Origin of the sequence: Pseudomonas sp. TH07, assembly GCF_016651285.1 — a bacterium.
Taxonomy (GTDB): Bacteria; Pseudomonadota; Gammaproteobacteria; order Pseudomonadales; family Pseudomonadaceae; genus Aquipseudomonas.
This window is the reverse complement of record NZ_JAEKED010000001.1, coordinates 3,832,167-3,850,554: the sequence shown is the minus strand read 5'-3', so window position 1 is coordinate 3,850,554 and position 18,388 is coordinate 3,832,167. Positions and strand designations below refer to the sequence as shown.

At 62.0% G+C, this 18,388-nt stretch carries 13 protein-coding genes; 6 read left to right on the top strand and 7 right to left on the bottom strand.

Translation table 11 applies throughout. From position 1 onward, the window contains the following. Nucleotides 1–3 precede the first annotated feature (3 nt). The gene (locus JFU57_RS17865) at nt 4–1,254 is read right to left on the bottom strand and encodes a lipoprotein-releasing ABC transporter permease subunit (protein WP_201130241.1); all 1,251 of its coding nucleotides are present in this window, start codon (nt 1,252–1,254) and stop codon (nt 4–6) included. Nucleotides 1,255–1,348: 94 nt separating this feature from the next. Between JFU57_RS17865 and JFU57_RS17860 the strand changes: the two genes are divergently transcribed. Together JFU57_RS17860 and JFU57_RS17855 are read left to right on the top strand one after the other, a co-directional pair. Then, the gene (locus tag JFU57_RS17860) at nt 1,349–1,936 is read left to right on the top strand and encodes a PilZ domain-containing protein (RefSeq protein WP_078471224.1); all 588 of its coding nucleotides are present in this window, start codon (nt 1,349–1,351) and stop codon (nt 1,934–1,936) included. Nucleotides 1,937–1,987: 51 nt separating this feature from the next. Then, the gene (locus JFU57_RS17855; protein WP_078471223.1) at nt 1,988–2,710 is read left to right on the top strand and encodes a glycerophosphodiester phosphodiesterase; all 723 of its coding nucleotides are present in this window, start codon (nt 1,988–1,990) and stop codon (nt 2,708–2,710) included. Between the two features lie 42 nt (nt 2,711–2,752). Here JFU57_RS17855 and sthA read toward each other — a convergent pair whose 3' ends face one another. Both sthA and JFU57_RS17845 read right to left on the bottom strand, forming a co-directional pair. Then, entirely contained in the window at nt 2,753–4,147 is a 1,395-nt protein-coding gene (sthA, locus tag JFU57_RS17850) for a Si-specific NAD(P)(+) transhydrogenase (RefSeq protein ID WP_078471222.1), read from the bottom strand. A 201-nt stretch (nt 4,148–4,348) separates the two neighbouring features. After that, on the bottom strand, nt 4,349–5,326 hold the full coding sequence (locus JFU57_RS17845) for an FAD:protein FMN transferase (protein ID WP_242487478.1): 978 nt from the start codon (nt 5,324–5,326) through the stop codon (nt 4,349–4,351). Nucleotides 5,327–5,656: 330 nt separating this feature from the next. Here JFU57_RS17845 and tcuC point away from each other — a divergent pair, with 330 nt between their 5' ends. Then, the gene (gene tcuC / locus JFU57_RS17840; protein ID WP_201130239.1) at nt 5,657–6,949 is read left to right on the top strand and encodes an MFS transporter; all 1,293 of its coding nucleotides are present in this window, start codon (nt 5,657–5,659) and stop codon (nt 6,947–6,949) included. A gap of 63 nt (nt 6,950–7,012) precedes the next feature. Here tcuC and JFU57_RS17835 read toward each other — a convergent pair whose 3' ends face one another. Beyond that, entirely contained in the window at nt 7,013–8,476 is a 1,464-nt protein-coding gene (locus JFU57_RS17835; RefSeq protein WP_201130237.1) for a glyceraldehyde-3-phosphate dehydrogenase, read from the bottom strand. A gap of 339 nt (nt 8,477–8,815) precedes the next feature. Here JFU57_RS17835 and mfd point away from each other — a divergent pair, with 339 nt between their 5' ends. Genes mfd through JFU57_RS17820 form a run of 3 tightly spaced genes read left to right on the top strand, consistent with a single transcriptional unit; the run spans nt 8,816 to nt 15,544 of the window. After that, nucleotides 8,816–12,265, top strand: coding sequence for a transcription-repair coupling factor (gene mfd, locus JFU57_RS17830; RefSeq protein ID WP_201130235.1), 3,450 nt, complete (start codon nt 8,816–8,818; stop codon nt 12,263–12,265). A 10-nt stretch (nt 12,266–12,275) separates the two neighbouring features. Further along, entirely contained in the window at nt 12,276–12,842 is a 567-nt protein-coding gene (locus tag JFU57_RS17825) for a CsiV family protein (protein ID WP_201130233.1), read from the top strand. Between the two features lie 11 nt (nt 12,843–12,853). Next, complete coding sequence (locus tag JFU57_RS17820) at nt 12,854–15,544, top strand: DEAD/DEAH box helicase (RefSeq protein WP_201130232.1); 2,691 nt, start codon at nt 12,854–12,856, stop codon at nt 15,542–15,544. A gap of 46 nt (nt 15,545–15,590) precedes the next feature. On the opposite strand, the gene JFU57_RS17815 is transcribed toward JFU57_RS17820, so the two are convergent. The 3 genes from JFU57_RS17815 to JFU57_RS17805 all read right to left on the bottom strand — a co-directional run bounded on the left by JFU57_RS17815 (nt 15,591) and on the right by JFU57_RS17805 (nt 18,257). After that, nucleotides 15,591–16,334: an S-methyl-5'-thioinosine phosphorylase gene (locus JFU57_RS17815; protein WP_078471216.1), complete on the bottom strand. Its 744-nt coding sequence runs from the start codon at nt 16,332–16,334 to the stop codon at nt 15,591–15,593. A 12-nt stretch (nt 16,335–16,346) separates the two neighbouring features. Continuing rightward, a complete protein-coding gene (gene nagZ, locus JFU57_RS17810) occupies nt 16,347–17,345 on the bottom strand; it encodes a beta-N-acetylhexosaminidase (RefSeq protein WP_201132141.1) in 999 nt (332 codons plus the stop codon). Between the two features lie 204 nt (nt 17,346–17,549). Beyond that, nucleotides 17,550–18,257, bottom strand: a complete 708-nt coding sequence (locus JFU57_RS17805) for a TetR/AcrR family transcriptional regulator (RefSeq protein ID WP_078471214.1) — start codon at nt 18,255–18,257, stop codon at nt 17,550–17,552. Between the last annotated feature and the right edge of the window lie 131 nt (nt 18,258–18,388).

Below are 18,388 nucleotides of genomic sequence, written 5' to 3'. Positions count from 1 at the left end.
AACTCACTCATAACGTAGCGCCTCCGCAGGCTGGGTGCGCGCGGCACGCCAGGCTGGATACAGGGTGGCGAGGAAACTCAGGACCAGCGCGGCGCCGCAGACCATCAACACGTCATCGGCCATCAGCTGCGACGGCAGGTAGTCGATGAAGTAGACGTCGGCGTTGAGGAATTTGTGTCCGATCAGGCCTTCGAGGGCCGATATCGCCGCACTCACATTCAGCGCGGCGAATATCCCGACCACCGCACCGATCAATGTACCGACCACGCCGATCACCGTGCCCTGCACCATAAAGATGGCCATGATCGTGCCAGGGGTCGCGCCCAGGGTCCGCAGGATGGCGATATCGCCCTTCTTGTCGTTGACCACCATCACCAGGGTGGAAATGATGTTGAAGGCCGCCACCGCGACGATCAGCAGCAACAACAGGCCGATCATGGCTTTTTCCATGCGGATGGCCTGATACAGGTTGCCGTGGGTGCGGGTCCAGTCACGGGCGTAGTAGTGGCTTTCACCCAACTGCTGGGCGATTTCCCAGGCAGTGCGCGGCGCCTCGAACAGGTCGTCGAACTTCAAGCGCAGACCCTGGATCTGGTCCGGCTTCCAGCGGTGCAGTCGGCTCAGGTCCTCAAGGTTGGTGACCCCCAGGTAACCGTCCAGCTCGCCGGCGCCGACATGGAAAATACCGACCACGGTAAAGCGCTTCATCCGCGGGAACATTCCGGCCGGGGTCACCGTGACTTCCGGCGCGACGAAGGTCAGCTTGTCGCCCAGGCCGACGCCGAGCTTGCTCGCCGCCTTGTCGCCGATGACGATGCCGAAACTGCCGGGCGCCAGGTCGTCCAGTTTGCCCTGCTGCATGAAGTTATCGATGATCGAAACTTGCCGCTCGCGGGCCGGGTCGATGCCGTTGAGCAGCACCTTCTGCACCTGGCCGTTGTTGGTCAGCAGGCCCTGCATCTGGGTGAAGGGCGCAACCGCCAGCACCTTGGGGTTCTGCCGGACTTTATCCGCCAGGCCCTGCCAGTCGCTGATAGGTTCACCGGATTCGATGGTCGCGTGGGGCACCATGCCCAGCACGCGGGTACGCATCTCATGATCGAAGCCGTTCATCACCGACAGCACGACAATCATCACCACTACGCCGAGGGCGAGTCCGATCATCGAGGTCAGGGAAATGAATGACACAAAATGATTGCGTCGCTTTGCACGGGTATAACGCGTGCCAATAAATACGAAGAGAGGTCTGAACATGTCGGGGCTTGTTCGGAGGAAAAGAAGACGTCCTTGTGGCGGGGCTTGGTAAGCAGCTTTACACTCAGACCACCGCCGCTACCATGGGTTCGCCATGTCGACATTAGATGAAGAAGATCGCCGCGAATACTACCGTATCGAGGACATGATCGCACTGGAAATTAGCCCCTTGTCCGCCCATGACGCGGCGAGCAAGGAAGTGTTGCAGGATGCTTCGCCACTGTTCAATTTGCTCAGCGAATTGCACTTGAGCGAGTTCGAATCCCAGCATCTGCTGCGCCAGGTCAGCGAGCGTGATCGAACCCTGGCCAGCTACCTCAAAGTGATGAACAAGCGCATCGACCTGCTCGGCCAAGTGGTGGCACAGACCGTACTCGGCAAGTTTGGCGAACCCCAGCGAGTGAAACTGTCCGAAGGCGGCATCGAATTCGAACATAACCTCGCCTACCCGGCCGGCAGCCACCTGGCCCTGAAGCTGTTGCTGATGCCCCAGGCCCTGGGCCTCCTGCTGCGGGCCAAGGTCACCCATTGCGAACCCCGCAGCTTCGGCAACTTCGAAATCGGCACCGAGTTCGAATCATTGACCGACGCCCAGCGCCAGCTCCTGGCGCGCTATATCCTGCAAAAACAGGCACAGGAACGCCGCCTGGCGCGCGAACAGAGCGACCCGACGCCGGATTGATCTACCTGGCAATCACCATCGAATGGAAATACTTTCCGTGAAGGAGCAATCGTGACCCTGATTTATGGCCATCGCGGCGCCAAAGGCGAAGCACCGGAAAACACCCTGACCAGCTTTCAGGAATGCCTGAAACACGGCGTACGTCGTTGCGAACTCGATCTGCACCTGTCCATGGACGGCGAGTTGATGGTGATCCACGACCCGACCCTCAAACGCACCACTGACCGTCGCGGCAAGGTGGTTGAGCACTCCGCTGCCGAACTGGTGACCTACGATGCGCGCAAGGGCGGCCCGGGCTGGGTCAACCCCTGCCCGATCCCGCGCCTGGAAGAGCTGTTCGAGAAATGCGCGTTCGAGCACTGGCAGCTGGAAGTCAAAAGCGCTTCGCGTACACGGGCGGCGACCACGGTCCTGGCGATTCGCGAGATGGCGCAGCGTTTCGGGCTGCTGGACAAGGTCACCGTGACCTCGAGTTCGCGCGAAGTGCTGAAGGCTGCGGTAGAGCTGACGCCGGACCTGTCACGCGGACTGGTGGCCGAATACGCCTGGCTCGACCCATTGAAGGTCGCACAAAGCTATGGTTGCGAGATTCTGGCGTTGAACTGGACACTCTGCACCCCCGAACGACTGCAGCGCGCGCAGCGTCAGGGGTTGCATGTGTCGGTGTGGACGGTCAACGAACCGGCGCTGATGCGCAGGCTCGCCGACTTCGGCGTAGATAGCCTGATTACAGACTTTCCCGGTTTGGCCAGCGCCACGCTCGAGAATTACTGAAATCGGTCTCCCCGGCCGGCTCAGGCCACCGGCCGGAGTCGCTCAAAAAAGCCGGTTGAGGCCGTCGTAAGCTGCTACCCGATAGGCCTCAGCCATGGTCGGGTAGTTGAACGTGGTGTTGACGAAGTACTTCAGGGTATTGAGTTCGCCCGGCTGGCTCATGATGGCCTGGCCGATGTGGACGATCTCCGACGCCTGGTAACCGAAGCAGTGCACACCCAGCACTTCCAGGGTTTCGCGGTGGAACAGGATCTTCAGCATGCCCTGCGGCTCACCGGCAATCTGCGCCCGCGCCATGCTCTTGAAGAAGGCCTTGCCCACTTCGTAAGGCACCTTGGCCTGGGTCAGTTCCTGCTCGTTCTTGCCGATCGAGCTGATCTCCGGAATGGTGTAAATCCCGGTCGGTACGTCATTCACGAAACGCCAGCTGCCGTTATCGACAATGCTGCCTGCAGCAGAACGCCCTTGGTCGTGGGCGGCACTGGCCAGGCTTGGCCAGCCGATCACGTCGCCGGCACCGTAGATGTTCGGCACGCAGGTGCGGTAGTTCTCGTCGACTTCGATCTGGCCGCGGCTGTTAACCTTGACCCCGATGTTTTCCATGCCCAGCTTGTCGGTGTTGCCGGTCCGGCCGTTGCACCAGAGCAAGGCATCGGCCTTGATCTTCTTGCCCGACTTCAAGTGTAGGATCACACCGTTATCGAGGCCTTCGACTCGGTCGTACTCCTCGTTGTGGCGCACGGTGATGTTGTTGTTGCTGAAGTGGTAACTCAGGGCCTGGGAAATCTCGGAATCGAGGAAGCTCAGCAACTGGCCACGGTTATCCACCAGCTCCACCAGCACCCCGAGGCCGCTGAAGATCGACGCGTATTCGCAGCCGATCACCCCGGCGCCGTACACAATGAGTTTGCGCGGGGTATGGCCAAGGCTGAGGATGGTGTCGCTATCGTAGATACGCGGGTGGTGGAAATCGATATCGGCCGGGCGATACGGACGCGACCCGGTGGCGATGATGATGTGCTTGGCCACCAGCTTCTCGACCACACCATTGGCGCACACCACTTCGATGGTCTGCTCGTCGGCAAAGCTGCCGGTGCCGAAAAACACATCGACGCGGTTACGGGCGTAGTAGCCAGTACGCGAAGCGACTTGCTTGGAAATGACCTTCTCGGCGCTTTTCAGTACGTCGGGGAACGAGAACCAGCGCGGCTCACCAATGGCCCGGAACATCGGGTTGGTGTTGAACTGCATGATCTGCCGGACCGAGTGACGCAGGGCCTTGGACGGGATGGTACCCAGGTGGGTGCAGTTACCGCCGACCTGACGACGGCTATCGACCATCGCCACTTTGCGTCCTGCTTTAGCGGCGTTCATCGCCGCACCTTCTCCAGCGGGGCCTGAACCCAGCACCACTACGTCGTAGTTGTAGACAGCCATGCGTACTCCTCAGAACAGGCCGAGACACCCTTCTGGCGCCTCCGGCTAAATCATGCCGCGGCCAGCGGCATGAAGGATCAATTTGGCTCGGTTACGAACCCGGGCACAGTCTATAGAAGCGTCAACGCCGCGCACATTAACCCTTGGTCGCGTCGTAGGCTACTTTTGCCTGCATTGCCCCGGCATCGGCACCGCGCAAGGTTACTGCTTTTTCCCAGCAAACAGGCGATCAAACGCCGGGTTGCTGCGTGTGACGAAACCTGTATCGGCGCGAATCACAAAAAATGCGGCGATATCCTGTTTTTCCGCGTACGCCCAGCCGCGCTCCGGACCCAGGATCAGCAACAGGGTCGATAAGCCATCGGCCATCAATGCCGAAGGATGAATCACCGTGACGGACGCCAGGGCATGCTCCACCGGCCGGCCGCTGCGGGCATCGAAGGTGTGGGAGTAGCGCCGCCCGTCACGCTCGAAGTAATTACGGTAATCGCCAGAGGTGGAAACACCCTGGCCATCCACCGCGATGATGCGCTCGGCCACTTGCTGATCGTCCCGCGGCTCCTCGAGGGCGATGCGCCAGGCCGAGCCGTCAAGTTTTCTGCCGGCCGCCTTGAGCTCGCCAGTGGCCTCCGCCAGGTAGTTATCGATACCCATAGCCTGCAATCGGGCAGCGATCCGATCGACCGCGTAGCCGGCGGCGATGCTGTTGAAGTCCACTTCCACGGCCGCATCCTTGCACAACCGATCGCCTTCGATCCGCAGATGCCCATGCCCGACGCGCTGCCGAGCCAGGGCCAGCGCCTCGTCGCTCGGCACCTGCTCTGCCCGCCCCTGAGGGCCGAAGCCCCAGAGGTCGAGCAAGGGTTCGACCGTCAGGTCGAACGCACCGTCACTCTCCCTGGACAAGCGCTCTCCCACCTTGACCAACTGCAAAACCGGCTCGGGCATCGCCTGGCAACTGCCCGCGGGCAGCTGGTTGAAGCGCTCGATATCCGAATCGCTGCGGTAGGTCGACATCTGCCGGTCGACCTCGGCCAGAATCTGCTCCACCTCGGCCTGCACCGCGCCAGGCTCTGCCCCTCCGGCCGGGCGGACATATTTGATCGAGTAGGTGCTGCCCATGGTCGGGCCGCCGAAACTTTCCTGGGAGCGCCCGTCGCCACACCCGGGGAGCGCCAGCACCAGCACCCACGGAGCAGCCCATCGCCACCAATCATTTACCGCCAAAGACCTTCTCCAGCACAGGACCGAACCCATCGGCCATGAGATTTCAGGGCGCGCCATTATGACTCAGACACAGGTGCGACCATCAGCCCTATTCCATTCCCTGATAAAGCTCTAGTCCGAGGCGCACATCCCACTCCAAGACCAAGAGTTTTTGTTGCCTGACAGCCCTCATACACATATCGTTACAAAACTGTTCAGCGTCCAGCTTCGCGCCCCGACTTTGCAGTAAGGACGAGTAATGACCAGGGATTGCTAACAAGACAGCCAAAGTGAGTGAAAAAAATGTCCACGACCACGGGCAAAGGCAAGGCGATATTTCGCGTTGTCAGCGGCAACTTCCTTGAGATGTTCGACTTCATGGTGTACGGCTTTTACGCCACGGCCATTGCCAAGACATTCTTCCCTACCGACAGCGCCTTCGCCTCCCTGATGCTGTCCCTGGCGACCTTTGGTGCCGGGTTCCTGATGCGTCCGCTGGGGGCGATTTTCCTCGGTGCCTACATTGACCGTCACGGCCGTAAAAAGGGCCTGGTGATCACCCTGGCGCTGATGGCTGCCGGCACCGTCCTGATTGCCTGCGTTCCCGGGTATGCCACCTTGGGCGTCGCGGCGCCATTGATCGTGCTGTTCGGTCGCCTGCTGCAAGGCTTCTCCGCCGGTGTCGAGCTGGGCGGTGTGTCGGTGTACCTGGCGGAAATCGCCACACCGGGCCGCAAAGGCTTCTTCGTCAGCTGGCAGTCCGCGAGCCAGCAAGCCGCAGTGGTGTTCGCCGGGCTGCTGGGCGTGGGCCTGAACCACTGGCTCAGCCCGGAAGAAATGGGTGACTGGGGCTGGCGCGTGCCATTCCTGATTGGTTGCCTGATCGTGCCGGTGATCTTCGTCATTCGTCGTTCCCTGGAAGAGACCCCTGAGTTCCAGGCGCGCAAACACCGCCCTACCCTGCAGGAAATCGTGCGTTCGATCGGTCAAAACTTCGGCATAGTGATCGCCGGTATGGCGCTGGTGGTGATGACCACAGTGTCGTTCTACCTGATCACCGCCTACACCCCGACCTTCGGCAAGGCCGAATTGCACCTGTCGGACTTCGACGCGCTGCTGGTAACCGTCTGCGTGGGTATTTCCAACTTCATCTGGCTGCCGGTGATGGGCGCGGTGTCCGATAAGATCGGCCGTAAACCCCTGCTGCTGGGAGCGACGATTCTGGCGATTCTCACTGCTTATCCAGCGCTGTCCTGGCTGGTGGCCAACCCGAGCTTCAGCCATCTGTTGATCGTGTTGCTCTGGCTGTCGTTCCTGTACGGCTCGTATAACGGGGCGATGGTTGTGGCACTGACCGAAATCATGCCGGTAGACGTGCGCACCACCGGTTTCTCCTTGGCCTATAGCCTTGCGACCGCGACCTTTGGCGGCTTTACTCCGGCGGCCTGTACCTACCTGATTCACGTGCTGGACAACAAGGCCGCACCGGGCATCTGGCTCAGCGCCGCAGCGGTGCTTGGCCTGATCGCTACACTGATCCTGTTCAAGGGCAACCGTCATGAACTGCGTACCGCCGAAGCGGCTATCGCCCGCTAAGGGTTAAATCCCAGGCAAAAAAACGCCCCGACATGTCGGGGCGTTTTCATTTACCGCTGACGCTTAGCGCGGGAATGCAGGCGGGTTGACCCCAGCCATGTCTTCCATCACGCGAACCACCTGGCAGCTGTAACCGAATTCGTTGTCGTACCAGACGTACAGAACAACGCGGTTGTCTTGGCAGATGGTCGCTTCGGCATCCACTACACCCGCGTGGCGCGAGCCAACGAAGTCGGTGGAAACCACTTCCTGGGAATTGACGAAGTCGATCTGCTTATGCAGATCGGAGTGCAGCGCCATGTAGCGCAGGTACTCGTTCATCTCATCACGGGTGGCGGCTTTCTCAAGGTTCAGGTTGAGAATGGCCATCGACACGTTAGGCGTCGGAACACGGATCGCGTTACCGGTCAGCTTGCCGGCCAGCTCAGGCAGGGCCTTGGCAGCAGCAGTAGCAGCACCGGTTTCGGTGATGACCATGTTCAGCGCGGCGCTACGACCACGGCGGTCGCCTTTGTGGAAGTTGTCGATCAGGTTCTGGTCGTTGGTGTACGAGTGAACCGTCTCAACGTGACCGTTGACGATACCGAACTTGTCGTTCACGGCCTTCAGCACCGGCACGATGGCGTTGGTGGTGCAGGAAGCGGCGGAAACGATCTTGTCGTCAGCGGTGATCTCGGCATGGTTGATACCGTGCACGATGTTCTTCAGCTTGCCTTTGCCAGGAGCGGTCAGAACCACGCGGTCGATACCCGGGCACGCCAGGTGCTGGCCCAGGCCGTCGGCGTCACGCCATACACCGGTGTTGTCCACCAGCAGGGCGTTCTTGATGCCGTACTGGGTGTAGTCCACTTCGGTCGGGTTCTTCGCGTAGATAACCTGGATCAGGTTGCCGTTGGCGGTGATGGTGTTGTTTTCTTCGTCAATGGTGATGGTGCCGTTGAACGAACCGTGTACCGAATCACGGCGCAGCAGGCTGGCGCGCTTGGTCAGGTCGTTGTCGGCGCCTTTGCGCACCACGATGGCGCGCAGACGCAGGCCGTCGCCACCACCGGTTTTTTCGATCAGGATGCGGGCCAGCAGGCGACCGATACGACCGAAGCCGTACAGCACCACGTCAGTGCCTTTGCGCGCCGAAGCATTTTGCTGGCCAACGACGTCGGCCATTTCTTCACGCACGAACTGCTCGGCGGTGCGGCCATTGCCTTCGACGCGGAATTTGAACGCCAACTTGCCCAAATCTACCGAAGCCGCGCCGAGCTTGAGCTCGCTCATGGCTTTCAACAGAGGGAATGTTTCGTGGACGGAGAGTTCGCTGTCGTCGGAGGAACGATGGCGAGCAAAGCGGTGAGCTTTGAGAATCGCGATGACAGACTGGTTGATCAGGCTGCGGCCATAGATCGAGCTCACCACATTGTTATTGCGGTACAGCTGACCGATAAGCGGAATCATCGCTTCTGCGAGTGCTTCACGGTCGATCCATTCACCAAGACACTGGTCGGGCTTCTGAGTCACGGGAACCTTCCACATGTAGGGGCTTAAAAAAGGGGCTACATTATGCCGCCCAGTCGCCCTGCGAGCAATGCGCGGTCCGCAACAAAAGCCCTTGCGCAAAAAACACGCGTCGCTCCAGCCCAGTAAATACGCGGCTTTCAGAGCACCCCTAGTGGAAAGCCCGCGGCGACTTGTCCGTAACCCTCCGAACCATACGTGCATTTTGGCACTACATATTGAGTCAAAGAGCGGCATTGTTTGTCATAACCACTACATTTCCCTCATTACGTAATAGGCACAGTCAGCAACTGACAGGCGGCACCCGGGGCCGCTACAATTACCGACTTTGTCGCAACGCTTGGAGCTCAACCTTCCGTGCCCGTTCTGCGTCTACCGCTACTCCCTGCCGCGGCAGGTAAACAGCACTGGGGCAACCTGCCCGGTGCCGCTCTGAGCCTGGCCATTGCCGAGGCTGCCAGCGCTGCCAAGCGCTTCACCCTGCTGCTGACCGCCGACAGCCAAAGCGCCGAACGCCTGGAGCAGGAGCTGAGCTTCTTCGCCCCCGATTTGCCGGTGCTGCATTTTCCCGATTGGGAAACCCTGCCCTACGACCTGTTCTCGCCGCACCAGGACATCATTTCCCAGCGCATCGCCAGCCTCTATCGGTTGCCCGAACTGGACCATGGCGTGCTGGTGGTGCCCATCACCACCGCCCTGCACCGCCTGGCGCCGACCAAGTTCCTGCTGGGCAGCAGCCTGGTGCTGGACATCGGCCAGAAGCTGGATGTCGAGCAGATGCGCACGCGCCTCGAAGCCAGTGGTTACCGCTGTGTCGACACGGTGTACGAGCACGGCGAGTTCGCGGTACGCGGCGCCCTGATCGACCTGTTCCCGATGGGCAGCAAACTGCCTTATCGCATCGACCTGTTCGACGACGAAATCGAAACCCTGCGCACCTTCGATCCGGAGAACCAGCGCTCGATCGACAAAGTGGAATCGGTGCGCCTGCTGCCGGCGCGAGAATTCCCGCTGCAAAAGGATGCCGTGACCCGCTTCAAGGCACGCTTTCGCGAACGCTTCGATGTCGACTTCCGTCGCTGCCCGATCTTCCAGGACCTGAGCAGCGGGATCACCCCGGCCGGTATCGAGTACTACCTGCCGCTGTTCTTCGACGACACCTCGACCCTGTTCGACTACCTGCCCCAGGACACCCAGGTGTTCTCCCTGCCGGGTATCGAGCAGGCTGCGGAAAACTTCTGGAACGACGTGCGCAACCGCTACGAAGAGCGCCGTGTCGATCCGTCCCGTCCTTTATTGCCACCCGCCGAACTGTTCCTGCCGGTGGAAGACTGCTTCGCCCGCCTGAAAAACTGGCCGCGCGTCGTTGCCAGCCAGCAGGACATCGACACCGGCGTCGGCCGCGAGCGCTTCCCGGCCCACGTCCTGCCGGACCTGGCCATCGAAGCCAAGGCCAACCAGCCGCTGGCGGCATTGGCCGGCTTCCTCGAGCAGTTCTCCGGGCGGGTGCTGTTCACCGCCGAGTCCGCCGGACGCCGCGAAGTGCTGCTGGAACTGCTCGAACGCCTGAAGCTGCGCCCGAAAACCGTCGACAGCTGGCCAGACTTCGTCGCCGGCAAGGATCGCCTGGCGATCACCATCGCCCCCCTGGACGAAGGCTTGCTCCTGGAAGATCCGGCACTGGCGCTGATCGCCGAGAGCCCGCTGTTCGGCCAGCGTGTGATGCAACGTCGGCGCCGGGAAAAACGCGCCGATGCCAACAACGATGCGGTGATCAAAAACCTCACCGAGCTGCGCGAAGGCGCGCCAGTGGTGCATATCGACCATGGGGTCGGCCGCTACCTGGGCCTGGCCACTCTGGAAATCGACAACCAGGCCGCGGAATTCCTGACCCTGGCCTATGCCGAGGGCGCCAAGCTGTATGTGCCGGTGGCCAACCTGCACCTGATCGCCCGCTACACCGGCAGCGACGACGCCCTGGCCCCGCTGCACCGCCTGGGCTCGGAAACCTGGCAGAAGGCCAAGCGCAAAGCCGCCGAACAGGTACGCGACGTGGCCGCCGAATTGCTGGACATCTATGCCCGGCGCGCCGCCCGCGAAGGTTATGCCTTCGCCGACCCGAAAGCCGACTACGCCACCTTCAGCGCCGGCTTCCCGTTCGAAGAAACCCCGGATCAGCAAACCACTATCGAATCCGTGCGGGCCGATATGCTCGCGCCCAAGCCGATGGATCGCCTGGTGTGTGGCGACGTGGGCTTCGGCAAGACCGAAGTGGCGATGCGCGCAGCCTTTATTGCAGTCCACGGCGGTCGCCAGGTGGCGATCCTGGTGCCAACCACCCTGCTCGCCCAGCAGCACTACAACAGCTTCCGCGACCGCTTCGCCGATTGGCCGGTGACCGTGGAAGTGATGAGCCGCTTCAAGTCGGCCAAGGAAGTGAATGCCGCCATCGCCGACCTGGCCGAAGGCAAGATCGACATCGTCATCGGCACCCACAAGCTGCTGTCGGATGACGTGAAGATCAAAAACCTCGGCCTGGTGATCATCGATGAAGAGCACCGCTTCGGGGTTCGCCAGAAGGAGCAGCTCAAGGCCCTGCGCAGTGAAGTCGACATCCTGACCCTCACCGCCACGCCGATCCCGCGCACGCTGAACATGGCAGTCTCGGGCATGCGCGACCTGTCGATCATCGCCACGCCGCCGGCACGCCGGTTGTCGGTGCGCACCTTCGTCATGGAGCAGAACAAGAGCACGGTCAAGGAAGCCCTGCTGCGTGAGTTGCTGCGCGGCGGCCAGGTGTACTACCTGCACAACGATGTGAAAACCATCGAGAAGTGCGCCGCCGACCTCGCCGAACTGGTGCCGGAAGCACGGATCGCCATCGGCCACGGCCAGATGCGCGAACGCGAACTCGAACAGGTGATGAGCGACTTCTATCACAAGCGCTTCAACGTGCTGATCGCCTCGACCATCATCGAGACCGGCATCGACGTGCCCAGTGCCAACACCATCATCATCGAGCGTGCCGACAAATTCGGCCTGGCCCAATTGCACCAGTTGCGCGGCCGGGTCGGGCGCAGTCACCACCAGGCGTATGCCTACCTGTTGACGCCACCGCGCCAGCAAATCACCCCGGACGCGGAAAAGCGCCTGGAGGCGATCGCCAACACCCAGGACCTCGGTGCCGGTTTCGTGCTGGCCACCAACGACCTGGAGATCCGTGGCGCCGGCGAACTGCTGGGCGACGGCCAGAGCGGGCAGATCCAGGCCGTGGGCTTCACCCTCTACATGGAGATGCTCGAACGCGCGGTGAAGGCCATCCGCAAGGGTGAACAGCCGAACCTGGACCAACCCCTGGGCGGCGGCCCGGAAATCAACCTGCGCCTGCCGGCACTGATTCCCGAGGACTACCTGCCGGACGTGCATGCGCGGCTGATTCTGTATAAGCGCATCGCCTCGGCCACCGACGAAGACGGCCTCAAGGACCTGCAAGTCGAGATGATCGACCGCTTCGGCCTGTTGCCGGAACCGACCAAGAATCTGGTGCGCCTGACCCTGCTCAAATTGCAGGCCGAGCAACTGGGGATCAAGAAGGTCGATGGCGGGCCGCAGGGTGGCCGCATCGAGTTCGCCGCCGACACTCCGGTCGACCCGCTGGCACTGATCAAGCTGATCCAGGGCCAGCCCAAACGCTACAAGTTCGAAGGCGCTACGCTGTTCAAATTCATGGTGCCGATGGAGCGCCCGGAAGAACGCTTCAATACATTGGAGGCGCTGTTCGAGCGCCTCACTCCGAAATCTGCTTGAAGGACGCCACATGCGCCTGTTTCGCTCGCTGACCCTGCTTCTGGTCCTGGTCACTCCTGCCGTCCTGGCCGACGACCTGTACCAGGTGGAAATGATCCTGGTCCGGCAGAACGCCGAGCCGGCCATCATCAGCCGGGCAGCGCCCGAGGACTGGGCCGCCGGGGCGCAGCGCCTGTCAGCGGACAGCCAACGCACCCCGGCCCTGGGCGGTATCGTGGAGAAACTCGCCGCCAGCAGCGACTACAGCGTGCTGATGCACAAGGCCTGGCAACAGCAACTGGGCGAGAACCCGGTCAAGGTGGCCGTCAGCGACGGCCAGGAACAGTTCGGCCAGTTCCCGATCGAAGGCACCCTGGGCCTGAAGCTCGGGCGCTTTACCGATGTCGATGCCGACTTCTGGGTCAACCAGATCGATGGCAACGGCCTGGTCACCGCCAGCGAACGCTTGAAGCAGCAAAGCCACACCCGAAACGGGCAGCTCAACTACCTCGACAATGGCCACCTGGCGCTGCTGATCAAGATCACCTCACTCTCCGCACCTGCGCCACGCCAAGCGCCTGCTGAAATACCGGACTGAATCAAGTCCCCATGCCCTCGACCCTGACCAAACCCCTGGCGCCTTCGTGGGTCAGCCGTTTCAAGGAACAAGCCCTGGAGCGTGGCCGACGCTACGCCCTGGAAAACCGCGTAAGGATTGTCCAGGCCGGCGACAGCACCATCACTGCCAGCTGTGAAGGCTCCGGCGGCAACGTTTACCGCCAGACCATCCACTTGCGCGAGTCGGCCAAGGGCACCCTGCTGCTGGGCGAATCCAGCTGCAGTTGCCCGGTGCACAACCACTGCAAACACCTGGCGGCGGTGCTGCTGCAGGTCCAGGAAACCCTGGCCTACCCCGCAGCCGCCAAGGACGCCGAACTGCTGGAGAAGCTGCAGGCGGTGCTCGACAATCGCAGCCCCGCCGCCCTGCCGCAGCAGCTGCTGGACAACGTGCAGCCGGTGCCGCGCCTGTGGCTGGCAAGTGTCGAGTTCAGCGCCTTCGAGCCGCGCAACGGCAAGATGCAGCGCTATATTCAGCACCGCGCCGCCCTCTCCTTCAGTTACCTGGACGAGTACGTCAGCGGGCAGAAAAACGCTGACATCCTGATCCGCCAGGAACATCAGGTCCTGCGCATCAAGCGCCAGCCCGAGGTCGAGCAACGTCATCGGGAAACACTGCGCGGCCTGGGCTTCAAGATCGCCACTCGGCAAAGCAAGGCCCTGCCGGAAAGCGCCGGCGAACTATTCGAGATGGTCAATGACAGCGCCTGGCTGACCTTCACCCTCAATGAGCTGCCGAAGTTGCGCAGCCAGGGCTGGGAACTGCAGATCGACGAAGATTTCGGCTTCGACCTGACCACCGTCGATGACTGGTACGCCACTGTTGAAGAGGCACCCGGTCGCGACTGGTTCGACCTGGAGCTGGGGATTATCGTCAACGGCGAACGCCTGAGCCTGCTGCCGATCCTGCTTAACCTGATGCGCTCCCACACCGAACTGCTCAACCCGGAACGCCTGGCCAAACGCCGCGACGACGAGCTGATTCTGGTGAACATCCCCAATCGCCCCAACTCGCCCCACGGCGCGCTGCAGGTGGCGCTGCCCTATGGCCGCTTGAAACCGGTGCTGGCGACCCTCGGCGAGTTTTACCTGCAAGAGCCGGGTGAAACCGCCCTGCGCCTGAACAGCGCCGACGCGATCCGCCTCAATCCGCTGGAAGAACTGCCCCTGCTGTGGGAGGGCGGTGATCACATCCGCACCTTTGCCCAGCGCCTGCGGGATATCCGCGACTATTCAGCCCCGGCCCCCGAGGGCCTGAATGCCACGCTGCGGCCCTATCAGCTGGAAGGCCTGAACTGGATGCAGTCGCTGCGGCAACTGGAAGTGGGCGGCATCCTCGCCGATGACATGGGCCTGGGCAAAACCCTGCAGACCCTGGCCCATGTCCTGAGTGAGAAAAACGCCGGGCGCCTGGATCGCCCGTGCATGGTGGTGATGCCCACCAGCCTGATCCCCAACTGGCTGGATGAGGCGGCGCATTTCACGCCGCAGCTCAACGTCCTGGCGCTGTATGGCGCCGGGCGTAAAAAGCATTTCGAGCAACTGGCCGACTACGACCTGCTCCTGACCACCTACGCCCTGCTGCCCAAGGACATCGATCAGCTCAGCGCCGTGGCGCTGCATGTGCTGGTGCTCGATGAGGCGCAGTACATCAAGAACCCGTCGAGCAAAGCCGCCCAGGCCGCCCGCGCGCTGAACGCCCGGCAACGCCTGTGCCTGTCCGGCACGCCCCTGGAAAACCACCTGGGGGAACTGTGGTCGCTGTTCCACTTCCTGCTGCCCGGCTGGCTCGGCGACGTCAAAAGCTTCAACCGCGACTACCGAGTCCCGATCGAGAAACACGCCAGCGAAGTGCGCCTGCAACACCTGAACGGCCGGATCAAACCCTTCCTCCTGCGCCGCACCAAGGAGCAGGTCGCCACCGAACTGCCGCCCAAGACCGAGATCATTCACTGGGTCGACCTCAATGAAGCCCAGCGCGATGTGTACGAAACCATGCGCCTGGCCATGGACAAGAAGGTCCGCGACGAAATCACCCGCAAGGGCGTGGCCCGCAGCCAGATCATCATCCTTGAAGCCCTGCTCAAGCTGCGCCAGGTCTGCTGCGACCTGCGCCTGGTGAATGACACGCCACCACCAAGGGGCAGTACCTCGGGCAAGCTCGACAGCCTGATGGAAATGCTGGAAGAGCTGTTCGAGGAAGGCCGGCGAATTCTGCTGTTCTCCCAGTTCACCTCGATGCTGACCCTGATCGAGGCCGAACTGAAACGCCGCAACATCGCCTACGCCCTGCTGACCGGGCAAACCCGCGATCGGCGGACACCGGTCAGGGACTTCCAGAGCGGCAAACTGCAGATTTTCCTGATCAGCCTGAAAGCCGGCGGGGTCGGCCTGAACCTGACCGAAGCCGACACCGTGATCCACTACGACCCGTGGTGGAACCCGGCCACTGAAAACCAGGCCACCGGCCGCGCCTACCGCATCGGCCAGGAGAAGCCGGTATTCGTCTACAAGATGATTGCCCGGGGCACGGTGGAGGAGAAAATCCAGCACCTGCAAAAGGAAAAGTCCGACCTGGCGGCGGGCGTGCTGGATGGGCGCAAGGCCGGGGACTGGAAACTGCAGAGCGAAGATATCGAGGCACTGTTTGCGCCCCTGCCAGACAAAAAGACCGGCCGCTGAAACAGCCTGCGCCCCCCCCTGAGGCACGCAGGCTCTTCGTCGCAGCTTAAGCGTTGGCCGCCAACACCCGGGCCAAGGTTGATTTCACCTTGCCCATGCCGTCATGCAGCGCCTGCTCGATCTCGGCCATGGTAATCACCGCGGTGGACTTGCCAGCCGCCGGGTTGACCACCAGCGCCAGACAGGCGTAATCCAGCTCCAGCTCACGGGCCAACGCCGCTTCAGGCATGCCGGTCATGCCAACGATGTCGCAGCCATCACGCTCCAGGCGCGCGATCTCGGCCACGGTCTCCAGGCGCGGGCCCTGGGTGCAGGCATACACGCCATGGCTGCTGTAGGCGGCGCCTTCAGCGGCCAACGCGGCAATCAACTGCTGGCGCAGCGGCTCACTGTAGGGGTAGCTGAAGTCGATATGGGTGACCTGCTCCAGATCATCCGCAAAGTAGGTGTGTTGGCGCCCGCTGGTGTAGTCGATCAGTTGGTGCGGCACACAGAAGTGCCCGGTACCCATTGCCGAATGAATGCCACCCACCGCGTTGACCGCCAGGATCGCTTCGGCCCCGGCCTGCTTCAAGGCCCAGAGGTTGGCCCGGTAGTTCACCTGATGCGGCGGCAAGCGGTGCGGGTGACCGTGGCGCGCCAGGAACAGCACTTCACGACCGGCATACTCGCCGATCTGGATCTCGGCCGAAGGCGCGCCATAGGGCGTGTCCAGGGGCAACGACTGGCGAATGCTCAAGCCTTCGAGCTGAGTCAGGCCGGTACCACCGATAATCGCGTAAACCGTCATTGTGAAAAGTCCTTAATCGATCAGTTGGGCATCTTTGAGCGCGCCAAGCGCAGTCAGCCAGCGCGGGTTCTGGCGATATTCGGTGCTGGCAACGGCCTGCCCGCGCATCCGCGCAATCCGGGCCGAGGGCTTGACCTTGAGCCGCTGGGCAGCACTGAGGGCCAGCTCGGCGGCAGCACGGTCGTTGCACACCAGCCCCATGTCACACCCGGCCGACAGCGCCGCCTCGATCCGGCTGGCCGCATCGCCGACCACGTGGGCGCCTGCCATCGACAGATCGTCGCTGAAGATCACGCCATCGAACTGCAATTCGCCGCGCAGGATGTCCTGCAACCAGCGCCGGGAGAAGCCGGCGGGCTGGGGGTCTACCTGTGGATAGATCACGTGGGCCGGCATGACTGCGGCGAGCTGCCTGCTCAGGCGGGCGAAGGGAACCAGGTCCTTGGCGCGAATCTCTTCGAGGCTGCGCTCGTCATTGGGGATCGCCACATGGGAATCCGCCTCGGCCCAACCGTGCCCGGGGAAATGCTTGCCGGTAGCCGCCATGCCCGCGCTGTTCATCCCGCGGATAAAGGCGCCAGCCAGCAGCGCAGCACGTTCTGGATCACCCTCAAAGGAACGGCTGCCGACCACCGCACTGCGCTGATAGTCGAGGTCCAGCACCGGGGCGAAACTCAGGTCCAGCCCGACCGCCAGCACTTCTGTGGCCATGATCCAGCCACACTGCTCGGCCAGGTACTCGGCATTCGGGTTGTCGGCGATGGCGCGCATGGCCGGCAGCCGCACGAACCCCTGGCGCAGGCGCTGCACACGGCCGCCCTCCTGGTCCACAGCCAGCAACAGGTCGGGGCGAATGGCACGAATGGCTGCGCTCAACTCGCGCACCTGGCGTGGATGTTCGATGTTACGGGCAAAAATGATCAGGCCGCCCACTTCGGGCTGGCGCAGGAGTTGGCGATCTTCGGCCGTCAGCCAGGTACCGGCGACGTCCACCATCAAGGAGCCTTGCAGGCCAGCGCTCATAGAAAATCCTTAGTAACCCGGTGCATGCCCGGCGCCGAACATCGTGCCGGCAAGACGCGGGCACAGCAACGGCTTGCCACGAATACAACCCGGCAAACCGCAGTCGGCGAAGAGAGTGAAAAGAGGTGTAAAACCAGAGTCGGCATGGGCGGCTAGCTTAGCGGATGTAAGCTGCCGCGCCCACCCGTGCGATCAGGCCTTGGCGACTGCCGGAGCCGATTTGCTGCGCGGCTTCAACTGCGCGCTGGCCATGGCGTCATCGGTGACGCCGGTTTCGGCGCGCATCCCGGCCGCGAGGAACGGCACCATCAGGCGCATCACCTGCTCGATCGAGGTATTGACCCCGAAATCGGTCTCGGCAATGGCCCGCAACGCCTTGATCCCGGACATGCTGAACGCCGCAGCACCGAGCATGAAGTGCACACGCCAGAACAATTCGATGGGAGGAATACGCGGAGCCGCTTCGTTGACCAGCAACATGTAGCGGCGAAAGACCTTGCCGTACATATCTTCCAGATAACGCCGCAAGTGACCCTGGCTCTGACTGAAGGCCAGCCCCAGCAAACGCATGAAGATCGACAGGTCGTTGCCGCTGCGTGGTTGCACCACCAGCGCCTGCTCGACGAGGATTTCCAGCAGTTCTTCGAGGCTTGGCTTGTTGTCCGGCTTGGACTGGCGACGTTCGAGCTCTCGATCGAGGCTCGCGCAGAACGGCCCCAGGAAGCGTGAAAACACTGCCTGGATCAGGGCCTTTTTCGAACCGAAATGATAATTCACCGCCGCCAGGTTGACCCCGGCCTTGCTGGTGATCAGCCGCAATGAAGTCTCGGCAAAACCTTTCTCCGCGAACAACTGTTCCGCAGCATCAAGAATGCGTTCAACGGTTTCCGACTGGGCCATGACTACTCCGCCTGACAAACACTTGTTTGAAACATACGTTTCAGCCCTTGTATTGTCAAGCCTGCCGGTCCGTTTTGCGGCCGGCCAGTCAGCTATTTAATCACACCTGCAGCCCGCTGTAGCCAGCCTCG